This window comes from Rhodococcoides fascians A44A, assembly GCF_000760735.1.
Taxonomy (GTDB): Bacteria; Actinomycetota; Actinomycetes; order Mycobacteriales; family Mycobacteriaceae; genus Rhodococcoides; species Rhodococcoides fascians_E.
Window position 1 is genome coordinate 1 of the sequence record NZ_JMEX01000003.1, and the last position, 22876, is coordinate 22876.

The window sequence follows — 22876 nt, forward strand, 5'->3', positions numbered from 1 at the left end:
ACATTCGGCACTGACATTCATCGACACACTGTTGAGTTCTCAAAGAACACGCACACACCGAACAGCCAAGAAACCGTAGCTTCAGGGTGTTTGGGGCAACTTCTCCAGCCTATCCCAGCTTGGTCTCGGATGCAAGCTCCGACTCTTGGTGGGTAGAACTGGAATTTCATGTTCCGTCAGGCTCCGACGTCCAACCTCGTGTCCGGGACCGTGTAGGCCCTGGTCGGTGTCCGTGTCGCTCTGACTCGACAAAAGTTACGCGAGCAGAATCCGTCGCGCAAATCGCCAGGTCGAGGAAATCCTGGACAACATTTCCGCAGGTAGCTCGCTCGTCACGACGAACTCGAAAGCGCCTCGTCGAAAAATTCGTGAATGTGACGCCGGACATAGACGCGTTCAGAATTGTCGAACGAGGGCCAGAACATGCTTGGGCACAGGGATTCTCACGTCCACGTCCGCCGCCCGAGTCGGCTCGGCGAAGTCGTCGCGCACGGGAACGACGCCTGCCCACACTCCACCCGCGTCGACATCTCGCTCGTCGTCCACCGGGTCTCCGGTCCGCGCCTTCACCGATGCCTCGTGGAGCGGGAGGGCGAGCACCACCGTTGCCGCCAACTCTTTCCGCGTGTGCGCACGAAGATGCTCACTGCGCCCGTCCACCACCTGATCGACGATCGCCGCAAGTGCGCGCACGCGTTCCTCGTCGTCGCCAACCAATCGCGGCCGGCCGTACACGACGGCGCTTCGGTAGTTCATGGAGTGATGGAACGCCGACCTCGCCAGAACCAGGCCGTCGAGCACGGTGACGGTCACGCAGATCTCCCCATTCGGCGCATCGACCAAGCTGCGAGCGGCCACCGATCCGTGCACGTACAGAGTGCCGCCGGGATCGGGACCGTCATGATCGACCGCGAACACAGTAGGAAGAACGCGCACGCTCCCGTCGACCACCACGCCGAGGTGGCATATCCGCGCGGTGGCCAGCACGTCCGCCAGGTCCGAGCGATCGGTTCGTGCTCGGACTCTGCCTCGCCTGATGGTGGTGCGTTCGGTCGGCGACAAATCGGCTTCGGTACTCATACTGTCGATCCTCGGTCATGATTGGCCTACTGTCATGATCCAATCAACTCGATTTCCAATAGACCACTTGGAGGCGAGCATGCTGCCGATGTCCCTGATCGTCTCGGTCGACCGGACGGATCCCCGCACGCTGCCGGTGCAGATCGCGGACGGGATACGCGCGGCCATAGACTCCGCTCGTATCGAACCGAACACCCGATTGCCAAGTAGCAGAGCGCTTTCGGTCGAGCTCGAAGTCGCTCGGGGCGTGGTGGAGAGCGCCTACGATCAACTGACCGCGGAGGGGTGGCTACAACCGCGCGCAGGATCGGGAACGTTCGTGCGCCGCCTCAGCGGCGTCACCACACCGACGCGGCCGTCGACCACATCCCGTACCGCCGGAACCACGGAAACCCTAGGCCGTATTCGACTTGCCACCGGAACACCGTGGGTGCCCCCGAGCTCGGCGGCGTGGAAGCGAGCGTGGCGGGACGTCAGCGCAGTCCCGCAACCGCAGGAATACCCGGACCCTCGCGGTGACCACCGACTCCGAGCCGCCCTTGCAGACCTACTGGGCCGCGCGCGTGGGCTTCACACGTCAGCCGAATCCATAGTGGTCACCACGGGGAGCATGCACGGGATGAGCCTGGCCCTGGCCGCACTGTCGACCGAAGACGGCACTTCACGTCCGGTCCTGGCACACGAGAACCCGGGCTACCGGGTCGCGACCACAGCCGCACGACGCTGGGGGTGGTCCGTCTTCGACGTTCCCGTCGACCTCGACGGAATTGTCACCGAACGTCTGGACATGACGCCACGGACCACACGCGCGGTGTACGTCACTCCGTCTCACCAGTACCCCACCGGCGGCCTTCTTACCGTCGGCCGCCGTCGCGCCCTCGCATCGTACGCACGATCACGCGACGCGATGATCATCGAAGACGACTACGATTCCGAATTCCGTTACGACGTAGCACCTTTGCCCACCATCGCGGAGCTGGCGCCCGACCGCACCGTCTATCTCGGAACGGTGGCGAAGACCCTGGGCGGAGGTATCAGACTCGGTTGGCTCGTTGCCCCGCCCGATGTCGTCGAACTCATCGCACACGTTCGCACCGACCTCGGCGACTATCCCTCCACACCGGTCCAACACGCGATGCTCTCGCTGCTACGCGACGGCGAGTGGGACAGAACTGTGCGTGCTGCCCGCCGCGTCTATCGGCAACGCGACAGACTGGTCGCCGCTGCTCTGGCGCCCTTCGGCGAACTTCGTGGTGTCGGCGCTGGAATGCACACCACACTCCTGCTCGACGCCACGGTCGCGGTCGCCGTGGCAGAACGAGCGGCAGCGGCCGGCGTCGATGTCGATACCCTCGCGAAATCCACACGTGCCCCGTCGCCCATGACGGGACTGATCGTCGGATACGGATCGGTGTCCGACGACGAACTGGCCTACGGACTCGACGTACTGGTCGACGCGCTGACGTCCGTCAGCTGACTCGCTCGATGCTTCCGCCGAGCTCCGTCAGGTTCTCCACGAACCTCGGGTAACCCCGATCGATGTGGTAGACGTCGTGCACCTCGGTGACCCCGTCGGCGCACAGTCCTGCGAGTACCAGACCTGCACCCGCCCTGATGTCGGACGACCACACGGGTGCACTCGACAACTGGGCTACGCCACGCACCACCGCGTGGTGACCATCGGTACGGGCGTCGGCGCCGAGTCGGATCATCTCCTCGACGAACCGGAAGCGCGCTTCGAACACGTTCTCGGTGATCATCGACGTTCCGTTGGCCACTGCCGCGAGGCCGATCGCCATCGGCTGCAGATCGGTGGGAAAACCGGGGAACGGCAACGTCGCGAAGTTCACGGCGGTCGGCCGCTCACGCTGGACCACGCGGAACCCGTCGGCCTCGGACGTCACCTCCGAACCCGCAAGCCTCAGCTTGTCCAACACGAGTGACAGATGCTTGGGGTTGACGCCTCGAACTCGCACGTCGCCCCGCGTCATCGCGGCAGCGATTCCCCACGTCGCGGCGACGATACGGTCACCGATCACTTTGTGCGTGGTGGGATTCAACGACTCGACGCCCCTGATGGTCAACGTGGAGGTGCCGGCGCCGCTGACCTGCGCCCCCATCTCGTTGAGCATGTTGCACACGTCGACGATGTCGGGTTCACGCGCAGCGTTGTCGATGACGGTGTCGCCCTTGGCGAGCACTGCTGCCATCAGGATGTTCTCCGTCGCGCCGACCGACGGGAAAGCAAGACGGATGTTGGCGCCCCGAAGTTCCTCGGCCTCCGCCACGACGCAGCCGTGCTGGATCTCGCTGTGCGCACCGAGCAGGCGCAGTCCCGACTGGTGCATGTCCAACGGACGAGACCCGATTGCGTCACCACCGGGAAGAGCCACCACCGCTCGTTTGCACCGGGCGACGAGCGGACCGAGGACACAGACCGATGCTCGGAACTGCGTGACGGCCGGGAAATCTGCATGGTGCTTGGGTTCCGCCGGCGTGGTGATGTGCACGACGTCGCCTTCCAGCACGACCTCGCACCCCAATCCTCGGAGAACCTCGGCCATCAACGGCACGTCGAGGATGTCGGGGCAGTTGGTGATGGTGCTCGTGCCCTCGGCGAGCAGCGCTGCCGCCATCAACTTGAGCACGCTGTTCTTCGCGCCGCCGACCGACACCTCACCGACGAGCCGGTTACCACCGGAGACCAAAAAGCGTTCACTCACAGTTCGACAGCGTAGCCAGGGTTCGGTCGCCCCATCCGGGCGGTACCGTAGCGCCATGGCTGTGCACCTGACTCGCATCTACACCCGCACCGGTGACGACGGAACCACCGGTCTCAGCGACTTCTCGCGGGTCGGGAAGAACGATCCGCGGCTCGTTGCGTACGCGGACTGCGACGAGACCAACGCGAGCCTCGGAGTCGTTCTGGCACTGGGCAATCCGTCGGAGAAGGTCGTTTCGGTCATTCGAACGATTCAAAGCGATCTGTTCGACGCCGGAGCCGATCTCTCGACACCCGTCGTCGCAGACCCCGAGTATCCACCCCTACGCATCGATCAGTCCTACGTCGACCGGCTCGAAGGATGGTGCGACGAGTTCAACGAAGGCCTGAAGGCGCTCGACTCGTTCATTCTTCCCGGCGGCACTCCCCTGGCGGCGCTGCTGCACACCTCCCGAACCGTGGCGCGTCGAGCAGAGCGCTCGGCATGGGCCGCGGTGGACGCCAACCCCGAGAACACGAGCGTCCTACCGGCGAAGTACTTGAACAGGCTCTCCGACCTGCTGTTCATCCTGAGCAGGTACGCGAACCCCGAAGGTGACGTGAAATGGGTGCCGGGAGCATCACGCTCCACCGACACGTAGATCAGGCGGCGGGCCGGCCCCGCCGAGAACGGCCGGACGGACGCGATTCCAACCACGACATGAATGCGGTGAGCGCACCGCGGTCGAGAGCGATCTCGTAGCCCTGGCCCTGATCGGTCAGCTCGAGAATCGCTATCTCGTCGGACATGATGTCGAACTCGTCGTTGCGTGGGGTGCGCCGCTCCCCGACCTCGATGCCCTGACGGCTCATCCGGTGGTCCGGGCCGGGCCGCAGGCTCGACAGCTTGAAGAACACCAGGGTGTTGTCTCCGTACCGGATGACCCCGTGCCGCCAACCGCTTCCACCCGCAGCGGGCGTCATGCGCAGAATGGCAGCCGTTCCACCGCGACGAAGAATGGTGAGACGGTACAGAAAAGCCGCGACGAGGCCTGCGAGCAGCACAACCAGAATGATCAGAACGATCACTCCCATGTGCATCACAGAACCTCGTCGCGGCTTTCTCTTGGAACCTAGGCCCGCTCGACGGCGCGAATTCGGCCCTTCGCCACAGCGAGGGCTTCCTTGTCGTCGCCGCCGGCGTCGAGGACCGAACGGGCTGCGTCGACGTCGATGTCCTGAGCGAAGTCCGCGGACTCCGCCAGGACCGTGACGGTCTTACCCGTCACGGACAGGAACCCACCGTGAACCGCAGCAACGATCTTCTCGCCGTCGGTCGTCGTGATGGACACCGTGCCTGCCTCGACGAGCTGGCCGAGCACTGGCTCGTGGCCGGCCATGATGCCGATCTCGCCCTCGGTCGTCTGAGCACTGACCAGAGTTGCGTTGCCGGACCACAACTCGCGCTCGACCGCGACGAGAGCGACCTCCATGCCGGAGCTTTCCGCAGAAGTCACGTCGGGCTACTTTCCGGCGATCTTCTTGGCTGCAGCCTCGACGTCGTCGAGTCCACCGCAGCTGTTGAATGCCTGCTCGGGAAGGTGGTCGTACTCGCCCTTGGTGACCTTGTCGAACGCCTCGATGGTGTCCGAGAGGGACACGACCGAGCCGGCCTCACCGGTGAACTTCTCGGCGACGATGAAGTTCTGTCCGAGGAACTTCTGGAGGCGACGTGCGCGACCGACCAGAACCTTGTCCTCTTCCTGAAGCTCGTCCATACCGAGGATGGCGATGATGTCCTGCAGTTCCTTGTACTTCTGCAGGATCCGCTTGACCTCGTTGGCGACGCGGAAGTGCTCCGCACCGACGATGCCCGGCTCGAGGATTCGCGACGTCGAGCTGAGCGGGTCCACAGCGGGGTAGATACCCATCTGCGAAATCGGACGCGACAGCTCGGTCGTTGCGTCGAGGTGGGCGAACGTCGTCGCAGGTGCCGGGTCGGTGTAGTCGTCGGCGGGAACGTAGATCGCCTGCAGCGAGGTGATCGAGCGTCCACGGGTCGAGGTGATGCGCTCCTGGAGCTCACCCATCTCGTCCGCCAGCGTCGGCTGGTAACCCACGGCAGAAGGCATACGTCCCAGAAGGGTCGACACCTCGGAACCTGCCTGCGTGAAACGGAAGATGTTGTCGATGAACAGCAGCACGTCCTGGCCCTGAACATCGCGGAAGTACTCCGCCATGGTCAGTGCGGACAGGGCGACGCGCATACGCGTGCCCGGCGGCTCGTCCATCTGGCCGAAGACGAGGGCGGTGTCCTGGAGGACGCCCATCTCTTCCATCTCGAGGTGGAGATCGGTTCCCTCACGGGTGCGCTCACCGACGCCGGCGAACACCGACGTACCGGAGAACTCACGCGCGATACGGGTGATCATCTCCTGGATCAGAACGGTCTTGCCGACACCGGCGCCACCGAACAGACCGATCTTTCCACCCTTCACGTACGGGGTGAGGAGGTCGATGACCTTGATGCCGGTCTCGAGGATCTCCGTCTTGCCCTCGAGCTGATCGAAGGCTGGTGGCTTGCGGTGGATGCCCCACTGCTCGCCGTCGCGTCCGAGGCCCGGGCTGTCGAGGCAGTCACCGAGGGCGTTGAACACGTGGCCCTTGACGACGTCGCCGACGGGCACCGAGATCGGCTTGCCGGAGTCGGACACCGAGGCGCCACGAACCAGACCGTCGGTCGGCTGCATCGAGATGGTGCGGACCAGGTTGTCACCGAGGTGCTGTGCAACCTCGAGTGTCAGGGTCTTCGCCACCGTCGGCAGCGTGATCTCTGCGTGGAGTGCGTTGAACAGGGCGGGGATGGAGCCGCGCGGGAACTCGACGTCCACAACGGGGCCGATGACCCGAACGACACGGCCGGACTGAGTGTCCGCTCCGCTCGCGTTCTCTTGGGCTACTGCTGCGGTCATTGCTTAGTCACTTCCTGCGCTGTCAGCCAACGCGTTTGCGCCACCAACGATTTCGCTGATTTCCTGGGTGATCTGGGCTTGCCGAGCCTGGTTCGCCTGACGGCTCAAGGTCTCGACCAATTCGTTCGCGTTGTCCGTGGCCGCCTTCATGGCAGTACGGCGCGCGGCCGACTCGGATGCAGCCGCATCGAGCAACGAAGAGTAGACCCTCGTGCTGATGTACTTCGGCAGCAGAGCCGACAGGAGAGTTCCGGCTTCGGGCTCGAAATCGTACTGAGCCTGAACCTCGGACGCCGACGGGGAATCGGTCAGAGCATCCGCGCCCAGCTCGATTTCCTCGTCCGTGTACGACACCTCGAGCGGAGCCATACGCCGGACCTCGGGCTTCTGCGTCAGCATCGACACGAACCGCGTGTAGACAATGTGCAGTTCGTCGACGCCCTCGACGGTGCCTTCACCGTTGGGAGCCTCGACCTCGGAGCCCGAACCCGCCATGAACAGCTCGACCAGGTGCTTGCTCGCCTTGGCTGCATCCGCGTAGCCGGGCTCCTGCGAGAAGCCGGTCCACGCGCCCTTCACGTCGCGCTGACGGAAGGTGTAGTAGCCGAGGCCCTTTGCGCCGAGCACGTAGATGACCGGATCCTTGCCCTCCTTGCGCAGAAGCTGGAACAGCTCCTCCGCTTCCTTGAGGACGTTGGAGTTGTAGCCACCGCACATGCCGCGGTCACTGGTGACGACCAGAACTGCTGCGCGCTTGGGCTCGTCACGCTCGTTCAGCAGCGGGTGGTCGAGCGAACCCGACGCACTGGCCAGTGCGGAGAGGACCTTGGTGATCTCCTCCGCGTACGGCTTCGACGCTGCTACGCGCGCCTGCGCCTTGGTGATTCGCGACGTCGCGATCAGCTCTTGAGCCTTGGTGATCTTCTTCGTCGAGTTGACCGACTTGATCCGGGAACGTAGCTCGAGAATGCTTGCCATCTAGCTGTTCACGCTCCCTTCTCTGCTCGTAAAGACACTTGGCATCTCGTAAGACCTACTTACTGACTGTCTTGCGAGTGACGTTGACCTGCTCCTGGCTGACCTCGTCGGGGTTCAGCGTGTCCGCCTCAGCCTCGTTGACGACGCGGTTGCCCTCGGAGTCGAGGAACCCTGCCTTGAACTTCTCAGTTGCCTCGAGCAGCGACTTCTGAGCGTCGTCGTCGAGAGCCTTGCCGCCGGCGATGCTGTCGTAGACGCCGCTCGCGTTGCGATGCAGGTCCTCGAGCAGCTCGCTCTCGAAGCGACGGACGTCGCCGACGGGAACGGAGTCGTACGTGCCCTGACCGGCGAGCCAGATCGAGACGATCTGATCCTCGACGGCGACCGGTGCGTACTGGTCCTGCTTGAGGAGCTCGACGAGGCGAGCACCGCGGTCCAGCTGAGCCTTCGATGCAGCATCCAGGTCCGACGCGAACGCCGAGAATGCTTCCAGCTCACGGAACTGAGCGAGCTCGAGACGAAGCGAACCGGAGACCTTCTTCATGCCCTTGGTCTGCGCAGCGCCACCGACTCGGGACACCGAGATACCGACGTTGATCGCGGGACGAACACCCTTGTTGAAGAGGTCCGACTCGAGGAAGACCTGTCCGTCGGTGATCGAGATGACGTTGGTCGGGATGTATGCCGAGACGTCGTTGGCCTTGGTCTCGATGATCGGCAGCGCCGTCAGCGATCCACCGCCGAGCTCGTCGGACAGCTTCGCCGAACGCTCGAGCAGACGAGAGTGCAAGTAGAAGACGTCACCGGGGTATGCCTCGCGGCCCGGCGGGCGACGCAGCAGAAGTGAGATGGCGCGGTACGCCTCGGCCTGCTTGGTCAGGTCGTCGAACACGATGAGGACGTGCTTGCCCTGGTACATCCAGTGCTGGCCGATGGCCGAACCGGTGTACGGAGCGAGCCACTTGAAGCCGGCCGAATCGGATGCGGGAGCCGCGACGATGGTCGTGTACTCGAGTGCACCCTGCTCTTCGAGCGCAGCCTTGACGCCTGCGATCGTGGAGCCCTTCTGACCGATGGCGACGTAGATGCAGCGAACCTGCTTCTTCTCGTCTCCGGACTCCCAGTTGGCCTTCTGGTTGAGGATGGCGTCGATGCAGACGGCGGTCTTGCCCGTCTTGCGGTCACCGATGACGAGCTGGCGCTGTCCGCGACCGATCGGCGTCATGGCGTCGATGGCCTTGATGCCGGTCTGCAGCGGCTCTTCCACCGGCTGGCGCTCGAGCACGGACGCAGCCTGCAGTTCGAGGGCGCGGTTCTCGCTGGACTCGATGTCGCCGAGGCCGTCGATGGGCTGGCCGAGTGGGTTGACGACGCGGCCGAGGTAGCCGTCGCCGACCGGCACGGACAGAACGTCGCCGGTGCGCTTGACTTCCTGGCCTTCTTCGATGTGCTCGTAGTCACCGAGGATGACGGCACCGATTTCGGTGGCATCCAGGTTGAGCGCCACACCGAGAACGCCACCGGGGAATTCCAGCAGCTCGTTGGACATCGCCGACGGCAGTCCGGACACGTGAGCGATACCGTCGCTCGTGTCGGTAACCGTGCCGACCTCCTCGCGAGAGGACTCCGGTGAGTAGCTCGCGGTGAAGTTCTCGATCGCGCTACGGATCTCGTCGGAGGAGATCGTCAGCTCCGCCATATTTTTTCCTGCTCTTCCTTCAATGTTCGCGGTGTGAAGGGCTTCGAAGGTTCGAAACGCTTCTTCGTAAGAAGTGGTGTCCGCTCGCGGACTACTTGAGGGTCTTTCGTAGTGCGGCGAGACGACCCGCCCCGCTGCCGTCGATGACCTCGTCGCCGACCCGGACCACCAGTCCGCTGAGCAGTTCGGCATCGACCTCGACATGCACGGTGACCGGCTTGCCGTAGGTGCGTGTGAGTGTCGCGGTCAGCTTCTCGAGCTGGCTGGCGCTGAGCGGAGCAGCACTCCGCACGTGTGCGACAGCCCGATCGCGAACCTGTGCCGCCAAGCCTGCAAGCGCATCGAGTGCGTCCGCAGGTGCCGTCTTGCGCAGGCGGCTGACCGTCTGGATTGCCAGGGCTTCGGTCACCGCGGTGACCTTGCCGTACAGCAACCGGCCCAGCAGCTCACGCTTCGCCTGAACCGGCTTGCCGAGATCCGACAATGCCTGTTCCAGCTGAGGATTCGCGGCGACGATGCGACCGAGGCGGAACAATTCGTCCTCGACCGTGTCGAGCTGATCCTGATCGGCCGCGGCGCGAAGCAGTGCTTCCCGACCCAGTTCGACCAGAGAGTTCAGCAGGTCCGACGCCTTGGACCAGTTGTCCGCGACGGCGGACTTCAGGATCTGCGCCGTGGTGGCGGAGACCTGACCGGCGAACACTTCCTCCGCGAGCGCGCTGCGACGTTCGGCAGAGACCGAAGCGTCGGCCAGCGCAGTACGCAACGTGCGCTGGCCGTCGAGGGCCTCCACGACTGCGAAGAGCTCTGCACCGGTCTGAGCAGCGACCGCTGTCGCGTCCCCCGCCTGTCCCAGTGCTTCGTTCGCAACCGAACGCGTGCGAGCGAGAGCCTCGCGAGAAGTTGCGTACATGGTTATCTCACTTTCCCGCTGCAGAGTCAGCGGTGACGGAGTCGAGTTCGCTCAGGAAGCGGTCGATCGAACCAGCGCGCTTGGCCTCGTCGGACAGCTGCTCTCCGATGACCTTCTCTGCGAGTTCGACTGCAGTGCGTCCCAGGTCGCCACGGAGTTCCGTCACGATCTGCTGGCGCTGCGCAGCGAGCTGGTTGTGGCCTGCAGCCACGATCCGGTCGCTTTCTTCCTGTGCCTTCGTCTTCATTTCGGCGAGGATGGCCTGGCCTTGAGTGCGCGCTTCCTCACGGATCTGCGCAGCCTCGGCGCGGGCGTCGGCAAGCTGCTTCTGGTACTGCTCGAGAGCAGCCTTGGCTTCTGCCTGAGCCTCTTCGGCCTTCTTGATGCCGCCTTCGATCAGATCGCTACGCTGCGCCAACACTTCCTGGAACTTCGGAAGGATGTACTTCCAGAAGACGAAGCCGATGACAGCGATGCAGACCGCAGACCAAACGATGTCGTATGTCGCGGGGAGGAGAGGATTGATGTCCTCGCCTTCCTCCGCGGCCAAGATCGCGATGTTGGTTGCCATAGTGGATTAACCGAACAGGAAGCCGGCGACGATACCGATCAGCGCGAGCGCTTCGGTGAACGCGATGCCGAGGAACATGTTGGTACGGATGGTGCCCTGAAGCTCAGGCTGACGAGCGATGCCCTCGATAGCCTTTCCGACCACGATGCCTACACCGATGCCAGGTCCGATGGCAGCGAGGCCGTAACCGATTGCGCCGTAGCCGCCACCCGTGACGGTGGTTTCGGTGACTTCCTGTGCCAGGTACGCGAGGCTCATTTGATTTCCGTTCCCTTTCTGTTGCCCATCACCGGTCGGTGCGTGGGTCAGGTAGATCTTGGTCGTGCGGTCTAGTGAGAATCGGCGTGCAGATCAGTGCGAGTCTGCATGCAGGGCGAGATCGATGTACACCGCGGTCAGCAGTGCGAACACGTACGCCTGCAGACCGATGACGAGCATCTCGAACAGCGTGAAGCCGAAGCCCGCTGCAAGGGAGAACACGCCGAAAATCTTCATTCCCGCCGCGGCCTGGAAGAAGAAGAACTGAGTCGCGCTGAAGAACAGCACGAGCATGAGGTGGCCGGCCAGCATGTTCGCCATGAGACGAACGGTGAGCGTGAACGGACGGAGGATGAACGTCGAGATGAACTCGATCGGAATCAGAATGATGTGCAGTGCGGGCGGGACGTCCGGAACCACGACGCTGCTCTTGACGTACTTGAAGAATCCGTACTTCTTGATTCCCACGTAGTTGAACGTCACGTAGGCGATCAGTGCGAGCACGATCGGCATACCGATTCGAGCGTTCGGCGAGATGTTCAGGAACGGGATGATGCCCGACAGGTTCATGAACAGCACGGCGAAGAAAATCGTCATGATGATCGGCAGGAACCGCCTGCCCTGCTCCTTGCCGAGAATCTCGTCGGCGATCTGCACCTTGACGAAGTCCAGCATGTACTCGATGCAGTTCTGCAGACCACGCGGAACGACCTTCGGGCTGCGCATGGCCACTGCGAACAGCACGACCAACACGAGGGTCATCAGGATGCGGATCAGCATCAGCCGGTCGAGTTCGAAGGGTGTGCCCTCGAACAGCACAGCGGGAGGAAAGAAGTCGGATAGTGACGGCGGGTGGAACTCCGCAGCCAGGTTGGTGACGCTCAGCGGTCTCTCCCGTGTTCGGGCCGCAGACGCCAAAGGACTGCGGTTCGATCGGACATTGACGATCTATCAAGTCGACGAGATCGGCTCGAGGTCGTCAGCAGCTGAGGCCTGGTCTTGAAAGGCCAGCGTCTGTCGGGTGTCGGCGACTCACGTCGACTCGGTAACTTTGCGGCCGCGTCTGTAAGCAATTTCACGCAGCTTCGGTTACCTGCAAGGGCTGTTCTGCACGCCTTTTGTCCTATTAGCGGCAGTCCTACCCTTACTTGGTCGGAACTTTATCAACACAACTACGACGTTGTGTAGGTGGGGCTACTTCTTGACCGATTACGACTGGTCGTCGTACTACGCCTTGTCGGATTCAGGATCGTCGACGTAGGGGGCCTTCGTACGGACGACACCGTATACCTCCGCGCCGAGAACCAGAACCAGTGCGGCGATCACCACCCCGGCAAGAGCTTTTCTGTTGTAGAAATCCATGTCCTTCAGAACCGCGAGCACGACAACGGCGATCAGCATCTTCACGATCCAGCCCCCGAGCAGCACCGCGCCTGCCATCGTCGGCGGAAACTTGGACGTCAGGGCGATGGACAGCGCCGTGGTGAGAATGAATCCCCCACCGAGTGCCGCACCGATGAGCGCACCCCACAAACCGGGAAGACCGGCGGCCACCGTGGCGACGACGGCTCCTAGAACCGTCAGCGCAAGGAGGCCGATGATTCCGTACCGAACCGCGGCTCGCATCGAGTCGGACTGATCGGGCACCGGAGAAGGAGAGAAGCTCACAGCCGCACAGACTACCCAGCCATGTCCGACTTCAGGCCCGACGGCCTCGTCCAGCGGACTTTCTGGTGCGCCTGCGCTGCCTGGCCATGTCGAGACGGATGCTCGGCACGGCCGTCACCACCAGCGCGAAGACCAATCCGGCAGCAACCAGCAACACCACTATTCGACGGTCGATCAACGACGAGCCGACGGCGCCGAACGCGAGGACGCCGACCCAGAGGTAGATCACCAACACCACGCGCCGGTGAGAGTGCCCGATCTGCAGCAAACGGTGGTGCAGGTGCATCTTGTCCGGACTGAACGGACTCCGGCCTGCGCGCGTCCGTCGGATCACCGCGAGAAGGAGATCGAGGATCGGGATGAACATCACCGCGCCGACCAGTAGCAACGGCGACAGCAGACCGAGGAGGTCGCGTGGGCCGTACGCGACGAGCGGGATTCTGCCCGACGCACTGGTCGCGACCGTCGCGAGCATCAGCCCGATCATCATGGACCCGGAGTCGCCCATGAAGATCCGCGCAGGCTGGAAATTGTGCGGAAGAAATCCCAGGCAGGCACCGGCCAACGTCGCCGCGATGATCGCCGGCGGATAGATACCGGTGTCGCCGCCCTGCTCGTGCAACAGTCCGACGGAGAAGACACAGATGGCGAGCGACGCGATCAACCCGAGCCCTGCCGCGAGGCCGTCCAGACCGTCGACGAAGTTCATGGCATTGACCATCACGACCGTCACCAGCACCGTCACCAGCCCGGCCTGGAGCTGATCGAGCACGAGAGTGCTACCGCCGTCCGGCCCCCAAGGCAGATAGACGATGTTCCAACTCACGCCCATCACGACGAGCACACCCGCCGCCGTCACCTGCCCGACGAATTTGGTGAGCGCGTCGAGGCCCCATCGGTCGTCGATGATCCCCACCGCCACGATGACGAAACCGGCGACGGCCGCAGCTCGGACGTCCTGGTTGTAGGCCGAGTCGAAACCACGTGCGAGAGCAGGCAGCTGCGACGCGAACAACAAGGCAACCAGCATCCCGAGGAACATTCCGGTTCCGCCGAGACGCGGCGTCGGCGTCACGTGCACGTCGCGGTCACGGGGAGCGGCGACGGCACCGAACTTGACGGCGAGCACCCGCACACCACCGGTCGCCAGGAAGGTCACCACCGCAGCCGTGAAGAACACCAGCAGGAGTTCGCGGATCGGAACGCCTGCGCCCTGGCCGGACTGAGCGAGAACCTCGACCGTCATATGCCGGGATACGCAGGCTTGCGTGCCACGAGGGTGGTGACCTCGTCCCTGACGGCGGCGAGTTCACGGTCACCGTTGGCGGTGCCTGCCTCGGCGCGCACCGCACGGGCCACGAGAGATCCGACCGCGTTCATGTCCGCCGCGTCGAACCCCTGTGTCGTCACAGCCGCGGAACCGACCCGGATGCCCGACGCCACCGCAGGCGGCGCGGGGTCGAACGGAATCGCGTTCTTGTTGAGGGTGATGCCGGCTGCGGCACATCGTGCTTCGGCGGTACGTCCGTCGATCCCCAGATGCTGGAGGTCGAACAGAATCAGATGTGTGTCCGTCCCTCCGGACACGGCACGCATCCCGGCGTCGGTCAAGGACGCGGACAGTGTCTGCGCGTTCGCGACGACCTGGGCTGCGTAGCGTGCATAGCTCTCGGTCTGCGCCTCGCCGAACGCGACGGCCTTGGCCGCGATCGTGTGCATCATCGGCCCGCCCTGGCCGAACGGGAACACAGCCTTGTCGATGGCGCGTGCGTGCTCCGCGCGGCACATCAACATTCCTCCGCGAGGCCCTCGCAGCACCTTGTGAGTGGTCGCGGACACCACGTCGGCGTACGGCACGGGCGAGGGAATCGCCTTGCCTGCCACCAGTCCGACGAAGTGCGCTGCGTCCACCCACAGGATGGCGCCCACCTCGTCGGCGATGGCTCTGAAGGCCGCGAAGTCGAGCTCACGCGAGTACGCCGTCGCCCCGGCGACGATGATGCGCGGGCGGTGGACCAACGCGAGTTCACGGACCTCGTCGTAATCGATCAGTTCCGTGTCTTTTCGCACGTGATACGGCACCGCGGTGAACCATCGGCCGGAGAAGTTGACCGTCGCCCCGTGGGTGAGGTGGCCGCCGTGCGGGAGGCTCATCGCCAGAATCGAGTCGCCCGGCTGCGCGAAGGCTGCATAGACCGCGAGGTTCGCCGAAGCGCCGGAATGAGGTTGCACGTTGACGTGATCCGCGCCGAACAGTGCCTTCGCTCGTTCGATCGCAATGGTCTCCGCACGATCGACGACCTCGCAGCCCCCGTAGTACCGCGCACCCGGGTAACCCTCGGCGTACTTGTTGGTCAGCACGCTCCCCTGCGCCGCGAGAACAGCAGGCGACGTCAGATTCTCGCTCGCGATGAGCTGCAGACCGCCACGTTGACGGTCCAGCTCGTCCAGGACGATGCCCGCGATCTCGGGATCGGACGCCTCGAGCGCCGCGAAGTCGGGTCCGTGGAAACGCGGCTCGGTCATGCCGAACTCCCCTGCGTCAGGCTCTCCGCCGTCACTCCGAGCACCTCGGCGACGGCTTCGGTCGCGATGGCTCCGGCGCGCAGGATCCTCGGCTGCTCGGACGTGAGATCGACGATCGTCGACGCTTTCGCGTGCGCCGCAGGCCCGCCGTCGAGATACACCGCCGCAGATCCGCCGAGCTGATCGCGAGCTTCGACGACAGTCGTAGCCGGCGGTTGTCCGGAGATGTTCGCACTCGAGACGGCGAGCGGTCCGACTTCGCGGAGCAGTTCGAGCGCCACCGGGTGCAGCGGCATCCTGAGCATCACCGTGCCCTGCGCGTCACCGAGGTCCCAGGCAAGGGACGGTGCCTGCTGCACGACGAGGCTCAGCGCGCCCGGCCAGAAGGCCCGAATCAGATCTCTGGTGCGCGGCCTGACACTGCCGACCAGCCCGTCGATGGTGTTCCACGAACCCACGAGAACAGGAACCGGCATGTCGCGCCCACGGCCCTTGGCGCGGAGAAGGTCGGTGACCGCGCTGCCGTCGAATGCATCGGCCGCGAGGCCGTACAACGTGTCCGTCGGCATGACCACGAGGCGGCCGGATTTGAGTGCGCCTCTGGCTGCAGACAACCCTGCTGTTCGTGAATCGGCGTGCTGGCAGTCGTAGACGGTACTCACCCGTTCATCTTCTCACCTGTGTCTCCCGCGGTGCAGGACGCCTCTGCCGTGCGTCGCCTACCCGTCCGGCGGCAGCCGAGTGATGTCAGCTGTCTGCGGACACTGCGCGCGACGCGACGACGAACCGGGGCCGTCCGGACAGGTCGGCATGCTCGACGACGTCGCCGAACACGCGGCGCTTCTCGAACAGCGCAGCCACGCGATCACCGTGAGAATCGTCGTGTTCGACGCCTACTCCCCCGCCGACGCGGAGCCACCGCGCGATGTTCTGGATCATCGGCTCGATGACCGACAGACCGTCGACACCTCCGAACAGGGCGAGATGCGGGTCGTGATCGATCACCTCGGGATCCAGCTCGGCGCCCTCCGGGATGTAGGGCGGATTGGCGACCACGACGTCGACGCGGCCGTCCAGCTCTCGTAGCAGTTCGCGGTCGGTGACATCGCCGTGGTGGAGGGTGATGGGCGTGTCTCCCCGCTCGGCCCGCAGGTCGGCGTTGCGTCTGGCCCACGCGAGAGCCGACGGGTCGAGTTCGACGGCGTGGACCTGAGCGTCGGGCCTGGCGTTGGCGAGCGCCAGCGCGAGTGCCCCCGATCCGGTACACAGATCGAGAATCACCGGCGGCTTGCGATCGACGCCCTCGAGGAATGCGAGCGCCCACCCGAGCAGCAGCTCCGTCTCCGGCCGCGGAACGAAAACCCCCGGTCCGACCTCGACGTCGATGTTGCCGAGCGCCGTCGTTCCGGTGATGTACTGCAACGGGATTCGCTTGGCACGCTGTTCGATGGTGCGGTTGTAGGCCTCGACCACCTCGGGTTCCACGAGAGGGACCAGCCCGAGCCGACCACGCTCGACTCCGACGAGATGAGACGCGAGGAGTTCCGCGTCCACCCGCGGGCTCGGAACACCGGCCGCTTCGAGTATCGCTGTTGCTTCGAGAATGGCCAGTCGAAGAGGTTTCCGGGTCACGGTTACAGCCTGCCACGTCCCGCCGGCCACCCACGCGACGGTCAGATTCGCTTCAGCAGCTCGGCCTTCTTCGAGAAGAACTCGTCGTCCGTCAGGATGCCTTTGCCGTGCAGTGCCGCCAACGCCTCGATGGCCGACGTGATCTCGTCGAGATTCGTCGACGGTGGCGCTACCGGGCTCGTCGCCGGCGCGGGATCTGGTGCGGAACCGGAGATCGAATCGGCCGGCGCGGGATCCACCAGCGGAAGACTTGCCGCGGTGAACGTTCCGTACTGGCTGGTGAACTCCACCGAGCCTGGACTCCCGCCCTGCTGTTGCTGAACACCGCCGATGGAGTGGTCGAGAGTGTCGTACACCGACAACCGTCCACCGACCAGAACCGCGAGCCGCCGCGCAGCAGGAAAATACGCGTACTGCGAACCGTTCTGCCCGCCGCTCGAACTGGGGCTTCCGAGGCCGCTCGGCCACCAGTTCCCGCCGAAACCCTGGTTCGACTGCAGCGGCGGATAGATCTGGTGCGAGGCCAGAAGCTCGGACAGATCGCGGCACAGGCCGTCGACGCGAGCTTTGAGACCGTGATCGAACATGTTGCCGACCATCGTCATTCCGCCGCGCATCCACTGCCCGCCGCCACCGAGCTCGGGAATGTGGAACTGCGCCATCGATCCCCGGCCTGCATTCACGGCGTCGAGCATCGCCCGCACAGCGTCGGTGGATACTCCGTGGCGAGCGGCCAGGTCCGCCACGGCGTCCTCGCCGGTGGGTGTGAGCTGCTGATGCATCGGTTCCCCTTCGTGTGCCCGTGCGGTGTCGTGCAGCGGAACCTACGCGCTCACGACCACATCATTCTGCCTGCATCCGAGCGTCGCGGTCGGCCTTGCCCAGAGCGTCGAGGAGAGCGTCGAGCTCGCCGTCGAGCACCGCGTCGAGATTGTGAGACTTGAACCCGATCCGGTGATCGGTGATGCGGTTCTCCGGAAAGTTGTACGTGCGGATGCGTTCCGAGCGGTCGACGGTACGGACCTGGCTCGCCCGACCGGCCGCGGCTTCCTCGTCGGCAGCCTCTTCGGCTGCGGCCTGCAACCGCGCGGCGAGTACCTGCATCGCACGCGCCTTGTTCTGCAACTGCGACCGCTCGTTCTGGCAGGTGACGACGATGCCCGTCGGCAAGTGCGTGATGCGCACCGCGGAGTCCGTCGTGTTGACGCCCTGACCACCCTTGCCCGAGGACCGGTAGACGTCGATGCGCAGGTCGGTCTCGTCGATCTGGACTTCCTCTACCTCGTCGGGCTCCGGATAGACGAGAATTCCGGCGGCCGACGTGTGCACTCGGCCCTGCGATTCGGTCACGGGAACGCGCTGCACGCGGTGGACTCCACCTTCGAACTTCAGCCGCGCCCAGACGCCGTCGAGCGGATCGCCTTTGGCTTTGATCGACAGGGTCGCGTCCTTGTAACCGCCGAGATCCGACACGTTCGCGTCGAGAATTTCGACGCGCCATCCGCGACGCTCGGCGTACCGGACGTACATCCGTGCGAGGTCCGCGGCGAACAGCGCTGATTCCTCGCCGCCCTCACCGGACTTGACCTCCATGACGATGTCGTCGCCGTCGTGCGGATCGCGCGGTGCGAGCAGATCGGCGAGCGTCTGTTCGAGCGACTCGACGGTGTGCTCGAGCTCCGGAATCTCGGCAGCGAAGGATGCGTCGTCGGCGGCGAGCTCACGAGCGGCAGCCAGATCGTCCGTGGCGGACATCAGCTTTCCGTGCACCGACATGATCGGCGCCAGCTCGGCGAAACGCTTGCCTGCCTTGCGCGCAGCGGACGGATCGTTGTGCAGAGCCGGATCGGCCAACTGCTGCTCGAGGCCTGAATGTTCGGCCAGAATGTCGTCGATGGCCGAAGGCTTCGTGGTCCTCGCCATGGTGTCGCTCCGCTCTGCTTCCCTGAAAAAGAATCGGTGGTGAAAAGCCGAACGCCCGCCCTGCAGACATCGCAGGACGGGCGTCGGGAGAGCAGCTAGCTGTCGGCTGCAGCCTTCTTGCCGGCGCGCTTTCCGTAGCGAGCCTCGAAGCGTGCAACGCGACCACCGGTGTCGAGGATCTTCTGCTTGCCCGTGTAGAACGGGTGGCACTGCGAGCACACCTCGACGTTGATGCGCTCTTTGTCGGTGGTGCTGCGCGTCTCGAAAGTATTTCCGCAACCGCACACGACCGTGGTCAGCGTGTAGTCGGGGTGAATTCCTGCCTTCATGGTGTCCCTTTCATATGGTCGCCGGGTCGACCTCGCCGTTCGAGGACGTGAACCGGAACCGGACTCGGCCGTTCAGTATGCCAGATATGCGATCCGACCTGCTAATCGCTCACCGACAGTGGCTTCAACACGAACCCCTGTCGGCTTGTTCCCCGCTGGGAGTACTTGTGTGTCCCAGGGGACACACAAGTACTCACGAGGTCAGTCGTCGAGCGCGCCGGGTGCCGTCTTCGACACCTGGATCAGGAACTCGATGTTGCTCTTGCTCTTCTTCAACCGGTCGATCAGCAGATCGATCGCCTGATGCGAATCGAGACCGGACAACACACGACGCAGCTTGTGCAGCACCGCGGCTTCGTCGGAACTCAGCAGCAGTTCGTCCTTGCGGGTACCCGACGGGTTGACGTCGACCGCAGGGAACACACGACGCTCGGCGATCTTGCGATCGAGCTTGAGCTCCGCGTTACCGGTGCCCTTGAACTCCTCGAAGATCACCGTGTCGCCGGTCGAACCGGTCTCGACCATCGCCGTGGCGATGATGGTGAGCGATCCACCGTTCTCGATGTTGCGAGCAGCACCGAGGAAACGCTTCGGCGGGTAGAGGGCCGTGGAATCGACACCACCGGACAGGATCCGGCCCGACGCAGGTGAACTGTTGTTGTACGCACGACCCAGACGGGTGATGGAGTCGAGCAACACGACGACGTCCTGACCGGCTTCCACGAGACGCTTCGCGCGCTCGATCGCGAGCTCGGCGACCGAGGTGTGATCGCCCGGCGGACGGTCGAACGTGGAGGCGATGACCTCACCGTTCACCGAACGCTGCATGTCGGTCACTTCCTCGGGACGCTCGTCGACCAGAACGACCATGAGGTAGCACTCGGGGTTGTTGACCGAGATCGCGTTGGCGATGGCCTGCAGAACGCTCGTCTTGCCTGCCTTCGGCGGGCTCACGATCAATGCACGCTGGCCCTTACCGATCGGCATGACCAGGTCGATGATGCGCGTGGTCAGGATGTTCGGCGTGGTCTCGAGCCGCAGACGCTGGTTCGGGTACAGCGGCGTGAGCTTGCCGAACTCGGGACGCTTGCGCGCGGCCTCGACGTCTCCGCCGTTGACCGTGTCCAGACGCACCAGCGGGTTGAACTTCTGACGCTGGTTCGACTGCTCACCCTCGCGGGCCACCCGGACGGCGCCGGTGATCGCGTCACCGCGACGAAGACCGTTCTTGCGCACCAGGTTCATCGACACGTACACGTCGTTCGGGCCCGCAAGGTAGCCGGACGTACGCACGAACGCGTAGTTGTCCAGGACATCCAGGATGCCCGCTACCGGCTGAAGAACATCGTCCTCGCGGATCTCGGGCTCGCGCTCGTTGCCACCACCGCCTTCGCCGCGGTCACGACCACGCCGACGCTCACGGAACCGACGGCCCCTGCGTCCGCGGCCGTCGCCGTCGTCCTCGGCGTTGTCCCGGTTGTCCCGGCCGTCACGCGGTCCGTTGCCGCGGTCTTCGGAACGGTTGTCGTTCTGATTGCGATTGCGGTTCCGGCCGTTCTCGCCGCGCGAGTTCTCCCGGTTGCCGTCACGGCTGTCCCGGTTGCCGTCACCACGGTTGCTGTCCCGGTTGCCGTCACCACGGTTGTTGTCGCGGTTGCGGTCTCCGCGGCCAGCCTCGGCGCGGTTGCCCTCGCCGTCCTGGCCTGCCGAATCACGACCGGGTGCGTCACCGCGCTGTGCGCGGGCACCGTCGTTGCTGTCGGCAGCGTTGCGGTTATCGGCAGCGTTGCGGTTGTCGGCAGCGTTGCGGTTCTCTCGGTCACCACGATCGGCGCGAGCGCGACGCGGTCGCGTCGATGAACCGGTGTCCGACGCCGGTGCATCGGGGGTCGATCCCGAGTCCTGCTGAGCGGCGTCCGAATCGACCGACTGCGAGGCAGTGTCGTCCAGCGGAAGCTGGTCGGGAGCGCCTGCTCGGCGGCCTGCGGTGCGTCGACCACGTGTCCGGCGGGGCGGCTCGGTCGACGCGTCGTCGGACGCGGGCGCATCTGCTGCGGCCGGGGCTTCGGCTGCAGGAGCCTCGGCAGCACGAGCGGCGTCCTGCGCACGAGCCTTGTCGGCTGCGCCTCGCCTTGTTGCCTTGGGCGCCTCGGTTGTTGCCGACGCACCACCGCCCTGACGTGCAGAGATGGCGGCGATCAGATCGCCCTTGCGCATGCCGGAAATGCTTTTGATTCCGAGTTCGCCCGCGAGAGTACGCAGCTCGGTGAGCACCATTCCGGACAGGCCAGCTCCACGACGCGTCTTTTCGGGCGCAGAGATCAGTTCCGTATCGGTCACGGAGGTCCTTTCCTTCCCTCGCTCGCAGTCTGCGCAGCCAAGGGTTCGTTCCGCAGCTCGAATCTCTTTCGAGCACGGATATTGCCGTTCACGATCACGCCACTTCCGACGGACGACCGACCCGCAGCCGTGTGAGAACCACGGTGGGTCGAAGCCGGCGACTTCCGGTCACTCCGCAGGCTCCTCTCCAAGGACGACCGCCGACTCGGGCGTGGAACCCCCCGAATGCGATGACGTGATTGCCCTGGCGAAAACCGGCGTCTGAAGCGCACGATGTACGGACGACCCTCAGGATAGCGTCGATCCTCTCGGTCGGCAAGAAGCACCTACCGGCGAGTCACGATAGGTTTTCTCAGGACGTGCTGACGCCGTCGGCGACGTCGAGTTCCAGGACCCGCAGGCCGTCGGCGACGGCTTCGTCCTTGAGGTCCTGCGGGAACGGTTCGGTGCAGAGAGCAAGGACCGTCGGTCCGGCACCGGACAGTACAGCCGCGATTCCCCTGGACCGAAGTGAAGCAATCAATTCCGTGGCACCCGGGAGCGCGCTCGCACGTTGCCCCTGATGCAGCATGTCCTCGGTCGCGGGAATGAGAAGGTCCGGACGCTGGGTGAGCGCGACGACGGCCAACGCGCCGCGGCTGACGTTGAACGCGGCGTCGCGATGCGGAACCAACTCGGGCAACAGGCCTCGCGTGTGCGATGTCGACGATCGCTCCGCGGGGACGAACGCCACCACGTGGATATCGGGGTGCACGGGCAGTCGCACCGCGGAGTACGTCCGCTGCGTGATGCTCGCGGGCTCGCTCCAGGAGACGACGGCACCGCCCAGGACGCTCGCCGACGCATTGTCCGGGTGACCTTCGAACTCGGATGCGAGCTGAACCAACTGGGCATCCGACAATGCGAACGACGAGTCCAGTTTGGCCGCAAGACCGTTCGCTGCCGACAGTCCACCGACGACAGCGGACGCCGACGAGCCGAGCCCACGTGAATGCGGAATCACGTTGGTGCACACCACGTCCAAGCCGTCAGCCCAGACACCGGCGGCTTCGAGGCCCCGTTCGATGGCACGGACGACGAGATGCGAAGGTCCCCACGGGACGTCGTCGGCACCTTCGCCCTCGACATGAATACTCAGACCCGACGCCGTGGTGGTGACCTTGATCTCGTCGTACAGCCCGAGGGCAATCCCCAAGGTGTCGAATCCGGGGCCGAGGTTGGCGCTCGACGCAGGAACCCGCGCCGTGACCGTCAAACCGTGCGGCAGTGTCGTCGTCATGGAACGA

At 64.6% G+C, this 22876-nt stretch carries 23 protein-coding genes; 2 read left to right on the forward strand and 21 right to left on the reverse strand.

What is annotated here, in order from left to right:
• Window positions 1-396 precede the first annotated feature (396 nt).
• On the reverse strand, window positions 397-1080 hold the full coding sequence (locus BH95_RS00530; protein WP_037180613.1) for a pyridoxamine 5'-phosphate oxidase family protein: 684 nt from the start codon (window positions 1078-1080) through the stop codon (window positions 397-399).
• A gap of 88 nt (window positions 1081-1168) precedes the next feature.
• Here BH95_RS00530 and pdxR point away from each other — a divergent pair, with 88 nt between their 5' ends.
• The gene (gene pdxR / locus BH95_RS00535) at window positions 1169-2557 is read left to right on the forward strand and encodes a MocR-like pyridoxine biosynthesis transcription factor PdxR (RefSeq protein WP_244164747.1); all 1389 of its coding nucleotides are present in this window, start codon (window positions 1169-1171) and stop codon (window positions 2555-2557) included.
• On the opposite strand, the gene murA is transcribed toward pdxR, so the two are convergent.
• Window positions 2550-3803, reverse strand: a complete 1254-nt coding sequence (gene murA, locus BH95_RS00540; RefSeq protein ID WP_037180617.1) for a UDP-N-acetylglucosamine 1-carboxyvinyltransferase — start codon at window positions 3801-3803, stop codon at window positions 2550-2552. The two genes, pdxR and murA, sit on opposite strands and share 8 nt — an antisense overlap.
• A 55-nt stretch (window positions 3804-3858) precedes the next feature.
• On the opposite strand from murA, the gene BH95_RS00545 reads away from it, so the two are divergent.
• Complete coding sequence (locus BH95_RS00545) at window positions 3859-4443, forward strand: cob(I)yrinic acid a,c-diamide adenosyltransferase (protein WP_019667288.1); 585 nt, start codon at window positions 3859-3861, stop codon at window positions 4441-4443.
• Between the two features lies 1 nt (window position 4444).
• On the opposite strand, the gene BH95_RS00550 is transcribed toward BH95_RS00545, so the two are convergent.
• From BH95_RS00550 to thrB, 19 genes are all read right to left on the reverse strand, one after another.
• On the reverse strand, window positions 4445-4882 hold the full coding sequence (locus BH95_RS00550; RefSeq protein WP_037162297.1) for a DUF2550 domain-containing protein: 438 nt from the start codon (window positions 4880-4882) through the stop codon (window positions 4445-4447).
• Window positions 4883-4914: 32 nt separating this feature from the next.
• Entirely contained in the window at window positions 4915-5274 is a 360-nt protein-coding gene (locus BH95_RS00555; protein WP_019667286.1) for a F0F1 ATP synthase subunit epsilon, read from the reverse strand.
• Between the two features lie 30 nt (window positions 5275-5304).
• Window positions 5305-6753: a F0F1 ATP synthase subunit beta gene (gene atpD / locus BH95_RS00560; RefSeq protein WP_019667285.1), complete on the reverse strand. Its 1449-nt coding sequence runs from the start codon at window positions 6751-6753 to the stop codon at window positions 5305-5307.
• 3 nt (window positions 6754-6756) lie between these two features.
• Entirely contained in the window at window positions 6757-7731 is a 975-nt protein-coding gene (locus tag BH95_RS00565) for a F0F1 ATP synthase subunit gamma (protein WP_019667284.1), read from the reverse strand.
• 55 nt (window positions 7732-7786) lie between these two features.
• Window positions 7787-9430: a F0F1 ATP synthase subunit alpha gene (gene atpA / locus BH95_RS00570; RefSeq protein WP_019667283.1), complete on the reverse strand. Its 1644-nt coding sequence runs from the start codon at window positions 9428-9430 to the stop codon at window positions 7787-7789.
• Window positions 9431-9521: 91 nt separating this feature from the next.
• Window positions 9522-10343, reverse strand: coding sequence for a F0F1 ATP synthase subunit delta (locus tag BH95_RS00575; protein WP_019667282.1), 822 nt, complete (start codon window positions 10341-10343; stop codon window positions 9522-9524).
• Between the two features lie 7 nt (window positions 10344-10350).
• The gene (locus BH95_RS00580) at window positions 10351-10914 is read right to left on the reverse strand and encodes a F0F1 ATP synthase subunit B (RefSeq protein WP_019667281.1); all 564 of its coding nucleotides are present in this window, start codon (window positions 10912-10914) and stop codon (window positions 10351-10353) included.
• A gap of 6 nt (window positions 10915-10920) precedes the next feature.
• Window positions 10921-11172, reverse strand: coding sequence for an ATP synthase F0 subunit C (locus BH95_RS00585; protein WP_019667280.1), 252 nt, complete (start codon window positions 11170-11172; stop codon window positions 10921-10923).
• Between the two features lie 93 nt (window positions 11173-11265).
• Window positions 11266-11991, reverse strand: coding sequence for a F0F1 ATP synthase subunit A (atpB, locus tag BH95_RS00590; protein ID WP_019667279.1), 726 nt, complete (start codon window positions 11989-11991; stop codon window positions 11266-11268).
• 408 nt (window positions 11992-12399) lie between these two features.
• Complete coding sequence (locus tag BH95_RS00595) at window positions 12400-12840, reverse strand: hypothetical protein (protein WP_019667277.1); 441 nt, start codon at window positions 12838-12840, stop codon at window positions 12400-12402.
• A gap of 31 nt (window positions 12841-12871) precedes the next feature.
• A complete protein-coding gene (locus BH95_RS00600; RefSeq protein WP_019667276.1) occupies window positions 12872-14086 on the reverse strand; it encodes a glycosyltransferase family 4 protein in 1215 nt (404 codons plus the stop codon).
• Entirely contained in the window at window positions 14083-15366 is a 1284-nt protein-coding gene (gene glyA, locus BH95_RS00605; RefSeq protein ID WP_019667275.1) for a serine hydroxymethyltransferase, read from the reverse strand. The genes BH95_RS00600 and glyA overlap by 4 nt, the downstream gene beginning before the upstream one ends.
• Window positions 15363-16028 carry an L-threonylcarbamoyladenylate synthase gene (locus BH95_RS00610; RefSeq protein WP_026348158.1) on the reverse strand — a complete coding sequence of 222 codons (666 nt, stop codon included), beginning with the start codon at window positions 16026-16028 and terminating at the stop codon, window positions 15363-15365. The genes glyA and BH95_RS00610 overlap by 4 nt, the downstream gene beginning before the upstream one ends.
• 85 nt (window positions 16029-16113) lie before the next feature.
• Window positions 16114-16998, reverse strand: coding sequence for a peptide chain release factor N(5)-glutamine methyltransferase (prmC, locus tag BH95_RS00615; protein WP_037180668.1), 885 nt, complete (start codon window positions 16996-16998; stop codon window positions 16114-16116).
• Between the two features lie 41 nt (window positions 16999-17039).
• Entirely contained in the window at window positions 17040-17780 is a 741-nt protein-coding gene (locus tag BH95_RS00620) for an SHOCT domain-containing protein (RefSeq protein WP_037180619.1), read from the reverse strand.
• Window positions 17781-17841: 61 nt separating this feature from the next.
• On the reverse strand, window positions 17842-18921 hold the full coding sequence (prfA, locus tag BH95_RS00625) for a peptide chain release factor 1 (protein ID WP_019667271.1): 1080 nt from the start codon (window positions 18919-18921) through the stop codon (window positions 17842-17844).
• A 95-nt stretch (window positions 18922-19016) separates the two neighbouring features.
• Complete coding sequence (rpmE, locus tag BH95_RS00630; protein ID WP_019667270.1) at window positions 19017-19250, reverse strand: 50S ribosomal protein L31; 234 nt, start codon at window positions 19248-19250, stop codon at window positions 19017-19019.
• Window positions 19251-19451: 201 nt separating this feature from the next.
• Entirely contained in the window at window positions 19452-21527 is a 2076-nt protein-coding gene (gene rho, locus BH95_RS00635) for a transcription termination factor Rho (RefSeq protein ID WP_037180621.1), read from the reverse strand.
• 415 nt (window positions 21528-21942) lie between these two features.
• Window positions 21943-22869 carry a homoserine kinase gene (gene thrB / locus BH95_RS00640; protein WP_037180623.1) on the reverse strand — a complete coding sequence of 309 codons (927 nt, stop codon included), beginning with the start codon at window positions 22867-22869 and terminating at the stop codon, window positions 21943-21945.
• Between the last annotated feature and the right edge of the window lie 7 nt (window positions 22870-22876).

Excerpts from the sequence above, each read along its gene's own strand:
- BH95_RS00530 (WP_037180613.1), bottom strand. The coding sequence starts at position 1,080 with ATGAGTACCGAAGCCGATTTGTCGCCGACCGAACGCACCACCATCAGG.
- pdxR (WP_244164747.1), top strand. The coding sequence starts at position 1,169 with ATGTCCCTGATCGTCTCGGTCGACCGGACGGATCCCCGCACGCTGCCG.
- BH95_RS00545 (WP_019667288.1), top strand. The coding sequence starts at position 3,859 with ATGGCTGTGCACCTGACTCGCATCTACACCCGCACCGGTGACGACGGA.
- BH95_RS00550 (WP_037162297.1), bottom strand. The coding sequence starts at position 4,882 with ATGCACATGGGAGTGATCGTTCTGATCATTCTGGTTGTGCTGCTCGCA.
- BH95_RS00555 (WP_019667286.1), bottom strand. The coding sequence starts at position 5,274 with ATGGAGGTCGCTCTCGTCGCGGTCGAGCGCGAGTTGTGGTCCGGCAAC.
- atpD (WP_019667285.1), bottom strand. The coding sequence starts at position 6,753 with ATGACCGCAGCAGTAGCCCAAGAGAACGCGAGCGGAGCGGACACTCAG.
- BH95_RS00565 (WP_019667284.1), bottom strand. The coding sequence starts at position 7,731 with ATGGCAAGCATTCTCGAGCTACGTTCCCGGATCAAGTCGGTCAACTCG.
- atpA (WP_019667283.1), bottom strand. The coding sequence starts at position 9,430 with ATGGCGGAGCTGACGATCTCCTCCGACGAGATCCGTAGCGCGATCGAG.
- BH95_RS00575 (WP_019667282.1), bottom strand. The coding sequence starts at position 10,343 with ATGTACGCAACTTCTCGCGAGGCTCTCGCTCGCACGCGTTCGGTTGCG.
- BH95_RS00580 (WP_019667281.1), bottom strand. The coding sequence starts at position 10,914 with ATGGCAACCAACATCGCGATCTTGGCCGCGGAGGAAGGCGAGGACATC.
- BH95_RS00585 (WP_019667280.1), bottom strand. The coding sequence starts at position 11,172 with ATGAGCCTCGCGTACCTGGCACAGGAAGTCACCGAAACCACCGTCACG.
- BH95_RS00600 (WP_019667276.1), bottom strand. The coding sequence starts at position 14,086 with ATGACGGTCGAGGTTCTCGCTCAGTCCGGCCAGGGCGCAGGCGTTCCG.
- glyA (WP_019667275.1), bottom strand. The coding sequence starts at position 15,366 with ATGACCGAGCCGCGTTTCCACGGACCCGACTTCGCGGCGCTCGAGGCG.
- BH95_RS00620 (WP_037180619.1), bottom strand. The coding sequence starts at position 17,780 with ATGCATCAGCAGCTCACACCCACCGGCGAGGACGCCGTGGCGGACCTG.
- prfA (WP_019667271.1), bottom strand. The coding sequence starts at position 18,921 with ATGGCGAGGACCACGAAGCCTTCGGCCATCGACGACATTCTGGCCGAA.
- rpmE (WP_019667270.1), bottom strand. The coding sequence starts at position 19,250 with ATGAAGGCAGGAATTCACCCCGACTACACGCTGACCACGGTCGTGTGC.
- rho (WP_037180621.1), bottom strand. The coding sequence starts at position 21,527 with ATGGTGCTCACCGAGCTGCGTACTCTCGCGGGCGAACTCGGAATCAAA.
- thrB (WP_037180623.1), bottom strand. The coding sequence starts at position 22,869 with ATGACGACGACACTGCCGCACGGTTTGACGGTCACGGCGCGGGTTCCT.